We start from the raw sequence: 6,815 nt of genomic DNA, 5'->3' as shown, positions 1-6,815 counted from the left end.
GCCACCAAAGCCGAAAAACTCGGTCACATGTTGCTGCAAACTTATCTCGTCACCGTCGGGATTACCTGGAACGAAGAACCATTAGATATTACGGCACGTTACGATCGGCTAGACAAGCTCCGTCACATCGCTCAAACCCATAACCTCCTGCTTAAAGAAGAAGCTCGTCCCGTTGGTACTGCCCTATTTGGCAATCCTTCGCTGACTTTTCACCTCGGCTTCGACCAAGCTAATCTGGCGATCGAGGGTTGGTATCGGGATGCCAATCATCCTTATGTGCGGGCAATCTTCAATATCTTGGATGAAATTGAAACCTTACCCCAAGTCAACCGCCTCGAATTTCTAGTGGCAAATGGAGCAGATCCAATGACAGGTTTGCAAATGCAACTCGATCGACATACCTACCCCAAATCTCAACTGCCCTCAACATTATGTTCGCAATTGGAACTTCAGGTGATTTATAGCTTCAGTTAGTAAAGACATCGATCTCAACTATCTCATCACTGCTAAAATGAATCGCCGCTTATATTTTTGTTCTGTTGTTAGTTTCCTACTCTTTGCGCCGGTAGCGCGGGCTTATAATCCCACAGATCTCAAAACGCTACTGGCGACAAATAAGTGTATTGGCTGCGATTTAAGTGGCGCAGATCTCAGTCGCAAACGGTTAGCCAATGCCGATCTGCAAGCTGCTAATTTGGTAGGGGCAAATTTAGCAGGAGCTAACCTTTCGGGTGCCAAATTAGGCGGTGCCAATCTCACCGGAGCTAATCTGAATAAAACTAATTTGACTAGTGCGGTATTGCAAGCAGCTAGTCTGATTGATGTCAATTTTACAAATACTAATCTGACTGGCACAGATTTATCCTACGCTAATTTAGTCAACACCAATTTTAATAGGGCGATTCTGAGCAATACCGATCTGGCTGGTGCCAATTTGGCTCTAGCAGATTTTACAGGTGCCAATCTGAGCACTACTTCGCTCGATCGCGCTAATCTCGCTGGTGCCAAAGGTGTCACAACTTCCATGCCAACCAGAAAAATTGACACGCCAGCTCCTAACAATGCGCCCATCAAGCCAAATTTACCCACTGTGGATGAAGGTGCGCCGACAATTCGCAACCGTCCCCGCGTCTATCGAATTCCGACGGGATTGGGTCGTCCCGAACGCACGGTTCCTGGCGGTACGCGCAATACTGGATCGGGTAATTCGGGGCTAGACTAAGTTCGACGATCGATAGTCGATCTGGTTTTAAATAGTGACTAGAATCGCTAAGAGCGGGAGCGATCGATATTTAACTACTGCCCTAAGTTTGTATCGATCGCATATTACTAGGATCGCTGCTATTTCCTATTCATCGATCGCACGATCGCATAACCGATCGATAGCGAAAAAACAGCTACAGCCATAGCAATAAGATCGCTACTGCTCTTCTTTTCGAGATCGAGAATGATGATTTTGCGCGCAACTGCAATTAGTGAAGTCACGATGACTAGCTCGACTTGGATGACATGCTTGCGCAGATAAGCGGTGATATTTTCGAGAATTTCTAGAGCGATTAATACGTTCAGAAACAACCCGAATAATTCAAACAAAGTAGTATTAAAATTATCATTACTCGGTCGTTCGATTGTCAGTAGCAATTTCTCGATCAGTGCGTAACTTAAGTGGGCGATCGCGATGAAGGTGACAAAAATCATCCCGATCGACAGTATCTTGGAAACGACTCCTTCGATCGCTTCGATCGTTTCGAGAAATTTTTCGTCTTCAGTAAGTACGGCCATAAATCGTCGGAATATGCGCAGCATCGTTGGCGTAGCCTCTATAAAATAGAATCGTCCCTACCTGGTTTCATCGCGATTACCTAACAATCTTATAGCAACAAACCCCCCTAATTTATTTATTAGGAGGGTTTGTGACGATCGAGATCGATTGCATCTGTTTAGCGATCGAACTTAACCAGCGGCAGCTTGAAGTCTAGCTCTCGCACGTTTAAAAGCCTGGTTGGCTTGAATTTGCTCTTGGCGGTTATCCGCAGAAATATTCGCTAATTTTTGTTCGGCTTCGGTAAATTCTTTTTGCGCTTGTTCGCGATCGATCTTTTCGCCTAATTCCGCACCATTAACTAGAACGGTAACTTCATCATTATCGACTTCAGCAAAGCCACCCATTAACGCGATCGGCGTCCATTTATCTTTACCAGCTTTGACGCGCATGACGGCAGTATCCAAAGCCGTCAGCAGCGATGCGTGACCGCTCAAAATCCCCAATTGTCCGGTCGTACTCGGCAAAATCACTTCATCTGCCGTGCCGTCCCATACGGTTTTGTCTGGGGCGATTACTCTTACTGTTAGTTTCATGTTTAAATAGTTTGTTTTTATAGGGTATAGGGGATAGGGGATAGGGGGTAGAGAGTAGAGACGGTCTAAATCTTAGAATGAGCATTGCTCGCCATCTCCCTATTCCCTATCCCCTATCCCCTAATCCCTAGTTCTAGCCTTTGAGCAATTTCGCGCCTTTTTCTTTGGCTTCGTTGATATCGCCAACGAGGTAGAAAGCTTGCTCTGGGAGATCGTCTAATTCGCCATTGAGGATCGCTTTGAAGCCTTTGATGGTGTCTTCGAGTTTGACGTATTTACCGGGGGAACCAGTGAACACTTCAGCAACGAAGAAGGGTTGGGATAAGAAGCGTTCGACTTTGCGCGCGCGGGAGACGATCAGGCGATCTTCTTCGGCTAGCTCGTCCAAACCGAGAATGGCGATGATATCTTGCAACTCTTTGTAGCGTTGCAGGGTCGATTGTACGGCACGAGCGGTATCGTAGTGCTCGGCACCGACGATCGCTGGTTGCAACATCGTCGAGGTGGAAGTTAACGGATCGACTGCGGGGTAAATCCCTTTAGCTGCCAAACCACGCGACAGGGAAGTAGTACCGTCCAAGTGAGCGAAGGTAGTTGCAGGCGCGGGGTCGGTGAAGTCATCCGCAGGCACGTAGACCGCTTGAATGGAGGTGATCGAACCTTCTTTGGTGGAAGTAATCCGTTCTTGCAAGTCACCCATGTCGGTACCCAGAGTAGGCTGATAACCTACTGCCGAAGGCATCCGACCGAGGAGTGCGGATACTTCCGAACCAGCTTGGACGAACCGGAAGATGTTGTCGATGAACAGCAATACGTCTTGCTTGTTGACATCGCGGAAATATTCCGCCATGGTCAAGGCAACCAACCCAACCCGCATCCGCGCTCCAGGTGGTTCGTTCATTTGACCGTAAACGAGGGCGATTTTGGAGTTATTGAGGTTCTCTTTATCGATAACGCCAGATTCCATCATTTCATTGTAGAGATCGTTCCCTTCACGGGTACGTTCGCCCACGCCACCGAATACCGACACACCACCGTGATTGGTAGCGATGTTGTTGATCAGTTCCATCATGATTACGGTTTTGCCCACACCAGCACCACCGAATAAACCGATTTTACCGCCCCGACGATAGGGAGTGAGCAGGTCGATGACCTTGATACCTGTTTCAAATACGGAAGGTTTGGTTTCAAGTTCTGTCAGTTTGGGAGCATCGCGGTGAATCGGCGATCTGTCTGAGGTATTGACAGGGCCTTGATTGTCTACGGTTTCGCCCAAGACGTTAAAAATCCGACCCAGGGTCGCTGTCCCGACGGGTACGCTAATCGGTGCGCCCAAATCGATGACGTTCATGCCGCGTACTAATCCGTCGGTAGTACTCATGGCAACCGCACGAACTTGGTTGTCGCCCAGAAGCTGTTGCACTTCACAAGTAACAGACACATCTTGTCCAGCTTCGTTTTTGCCTTCAACCTTGAGGGCACTATAAATCTGGGGCATCTTGCCACCAGTAAATTCTACGTCCACAACTGGACCAATAACTTGGGTGAGTTTCCCCACGTTTGTTTTTTCTGCGGTGCTAGCCATGTGCGCGTTACTTAATTATTGTGTGATTTTGTCTACAGCGTTGGCGTAGCCTCGGCTCTGGCGAATCGATATAACAGACTAGATCGCCGATTGAAGGCATTCGATCGGGCAGCTTGGGGATAGCGACGATTGCCGCTGTTGGCCGATCGCTGACTCGATCTAGTTTGTTATTTGTTAGCTACTTTTAATATTTTTCAATGCTGCTGTTAAGTTTATCATCGAACGCGCACGGTACTGTCAGTATTTATCAGGATTTAGTCAAGGCGATCGCCTCATGAGTTATTTCTTATCGATCGATCCCCAATGCCCAGTGTACGACCGCTGGATAAGAGCTAGATCCGACTCTAGTGGCATGAGAAACTGCATATTTTTGGTCTAAATACGTCCGCAATTTTGCCCTAGTCGCGCGGTTTTCTAGGGCAGTCAGCACTTGCGTGGCAGAATGATAGCGATCGGCTAAGGAAAGTTCGATCGTTTTATTAATAATCTCGCGCAATCCTTCACTAACATCGATCTGCTGCGCCCACATCAGTTCGCAAGTGCGGGGATCGGTCTCAAAATGACTCGGTTCTCGACCTGTAAGTAGATAAATACAAGTCATGCCTAGAGCATATAAATCGCTAGCATAAACCGCGCGACCGGCTAGTTGTTCTGGCGGCGCAAATCGGGGCGTCCCGATCGCGCTACGGGCAGCATTCTGTCGGGTCGATCTTGCCGGATCGATGTCTTCAACTGCACCGAAGTCCAGCAGGACAAAGCGGCGATCGGTTTGACATAAAATAATATTTTCGGGCTTGATATCGCGATGGATCAGTTGATGGCTGTGGATATACTCTAGCAAATGCAACATCTGAGTCAAAAACTGCTCGACGGCTACTTCGGGAAAAGCACCCTGCTTGCCGACAGCCTGGTTCAGCACCAATCCTGGGATATATTCTTGGATTAAGTAGACTTCAGTACCCAACCTAAAATAATCTAATAGGCAGGGAACTTGAGCGTGAGTGCCCAATCGACTCAAGCTGAGAGCTTCGAGATCGAATTGTTTGTAAGCGCGCTCGATTAATTTTGGCTCGGTCGCGATCGGTGCGAGTTTTTTGACGATACATAATGGCTGCCCTGGCAAATAGACATTGCGTGCCAAAAATGTCACCCCAAACCCGCCGCTACTCAACAATGAGCGGATTTGATAGCGTTTGGCGAGGACTTCACCTTCGATCGCTTCACCAGTAGCGGCTGTTCCTGCTGGCAGTGGCGCAGAGGCAAAGCTATCATTCGCGCTAAATCGATCGGTTATCACGTCAGTCATAAGCACGCTCGATCGGTGCAACACCGATACAGTTGAAACAGCAAGTAATTCCATATCATACTGGTTCTATTCGAGACATCAGTCGGCCAATTCAAGTATTTTTGAGAATGGATAGCTTAGTTGGTGCGTTACGATTGAGCGACAACACACCATACGAGATTTTTGTCGCTCGAATAGGACTGCGGTACAACCGTCTAAACTACATTCCCGTTCCGATGGATGAAGCCAGCCAACGCAATCCCTAAGTAATTTGCAGATAAATCGATGAGATCGAATGTGCGAGCTGGAAACCAAATTTGCGAGCATTCTTCAACTGTCATCGCCACTGCGACGATCGTACAGCCTAACAAGACTCTGAACCGACCGATGTTCAGCTTTCGTCCAGCTAAGGCATAGTTGAGCAGAAATGTTAAACATCCAATGATTAATAAGTGGCCGCATTTATCCCCGAAAGGTATGCTATTTATCCAGCCGGTGAGACTCTGAAGTCGCCCGATGTCAATGCCAACCGTGATTCCAACGATCGCTAGAAACATTAAGCAGAAAGGTAGCCATTTTAAATACATGTGGTCGCAATCGATCGGGAATCTATCCTCAACAACAACAGATCCCGATCTCACTCCAGGAATATTGCTAGCAATTTCCAGCCAATTTACTTTTTGAATAGTTTCTGCCGAATTTGGGCGACTAATCGATCGAATTCTGGTAGCTTGAGCTGCGAGACGATCGCCACAAACACGCTCAAACCGATCGATCCAGCGAGGGCTAATTGGAGCAGCAAGGTGAGCTTATTACTGACGGGGATAAATTGCTCCCAACCGTAGCTGACACACCAGGTTGCGCCTCCAGTAACCGCACTGGCAATAAATATGCCGACCAATGGCCGAAAGCCCCGCCACGGTAAACCCTGCAAGCGACGATCGAGTAAAAATAACATGACTAGGAAGGAAATGAGATTGATACAAACCGTCGATAAGGTAATCCCCGCCGCGCCGAAAGGTTTCCAGAATAGTGAGTCAAACAGGAAATTGAAAAAGATATTGACCAGGCTAATTTTGAACGGCGTACCGCCATCGCCCAAGCCATAAAATACCCTAATTAAGACATCCCGCGCCAGAAAGATAAACATCCCCAAACTCGATGCAATTAAGATCGAGCCGACTAATTGCGCATCTTGGGCTTTGAATGCCCCATTTTGATAGACTGCTTTGACGATCGGTAGGGATAGAGCCATCATCATCGCACTCAACGGCATCACGGCGATCGCGGACAAGACCAATCCCTGCCGAATCCGATCCTTGAGTTGCGGCCAGTTTTGGGGATCTGCCAGTCGCGAAAATTCTGGCAATAGGGATACTAGCACGACATTGGAAATAATCCCCAAGGGCGTCAGCACCAGTAATCCCGAGTAGGACATCGCCGAAGCAGCACCGACAATTCCCGAGGCAAAGGCATTATCAATGAATAGGTTGATTTGATAGGTACTCGAAGAGAAGGTAGCGGGACCCAGAACTTTAAAGACATCTTTGACACCCTGGCGTCGCCACTCAAATCGAGGTTTAATCG

Annotated in this window: 7 protein-coding genes and 1 pseudogene; 2 read left to right on the top strand and 6 right to left on the bottom strand. The window is 47.9% G+C overall.

Features of this window, described 5'->3' with window-relative positions:
* Nucleotides 1-474: pseudogene (locus RMO84_RS09385) on the top strand (bifunctional 3,4-dihydroxy-2-butanone-4-phosphate synthase/GTP cyclohydrolase II); the annotation flags it as partial.
* A gap of 37 nt (nt 475-511) precedes the next feature.
* Nucleotides 512-1,222: a pentapeptide repeat-containing protein gene (locus RMO84_RS09380; protein ID WP_310488208.1), complete on the top strand. Its 711-nt coding sequence runs from the start codon at nt 512-514 to the stop codon at nt 1,220-1,222.
* A gap of 119 nt (nt 1,223-1,341) precedes the next feature.
* On the opposite strand, the gene RMO84_RS09375 is transcribed toward RMO84_RS09380, so the two are convergent.
* From RMO84_RS09375 to murJ, 6 genes are all read right to left on the bottom strand, one after another.
* Nucleotides 1,342-1,806: a phosphate-starvation-inducible PsiE family protein gene (locus RMO84_RS09375; RefSeq protein ID WP_310488207.1), complete on the bottom strand. Its 465-nt coding sequence runs from the start codon at nt 1,804-1,806 to the stop codon at nt 1,342-1,344.
* Between the two features lie 147 nt (nt 1,807-1,953).
* Complete coding sequence (atpC, locus tag RMO84_RS09370) at nt 1,954-2,358, bottom strand: ATP synthase F1 subunit epsilon (protein WP_310488206.1); 405 nt, start codon at nt 2,356-2,358, stop codon at nt 1,954-1,956.
* Between the two features lie 133 nt (nt 2,359-2,491).
* Entirely contained in the window at nt 2,492-3,943 is a 1,452-nt protein-coding gene (gene atpD, locus RMO84_RS09365; protein WP_310488205.1) for a F0F1 ATP synthase subunit beta, read from the bottom strand.
* Nucleotides 3,944-4,229: 286 nt separating this feature from the next.
* Nucleotides 4,230-5,249: a serine/threonine-protein kinase gene (locus RMO84_RS09360; protein ID WP_310488204.1), complete on the bottom strand. Its 1,020-nt coding sequence runs from the start codon at nt 5,247-5,249 to the stop codon at nt 4,230-4,232.
* A 194-nt stretch (nt 5,250-5,443) separates the two neighbouring features.
* Entirely contained in the window at nt 5,444-5,815 is a 372-nt protein-coding gene (locus RMO84_RS09355) for a VanZ family protein (RefSeq protein ID WP_310488203.1), read from the bottom strand.
* Nucleotides 5,816-5,901: 86 nt separating this feature from the next.
* On the bottom strand, nt 5,902-6,815 hold a 914-nt coding region (gene murJ / locus RMO84_RS09350), incomplete at its 5' end, for a lipid II flippase MurJ (RefSeq protein WP_310488202.1).

Source organism: Chamaesiphon sp. VAR_69_metabat_338, from assembly GCF_031423935.1.
In the GTDB taxonomy this organism is placed as follows: Bacteria; Cyanobacteriota; Cyanobacteriia; order Cyanobacteriales; family Chamaesiphonaceae; genus Chamaesiphon.
The sequence above is the reverse complement of the archived record's forward strand: the minus strand, read 5'-3'. Positions and strand labels throughout refer to the sequence as shown.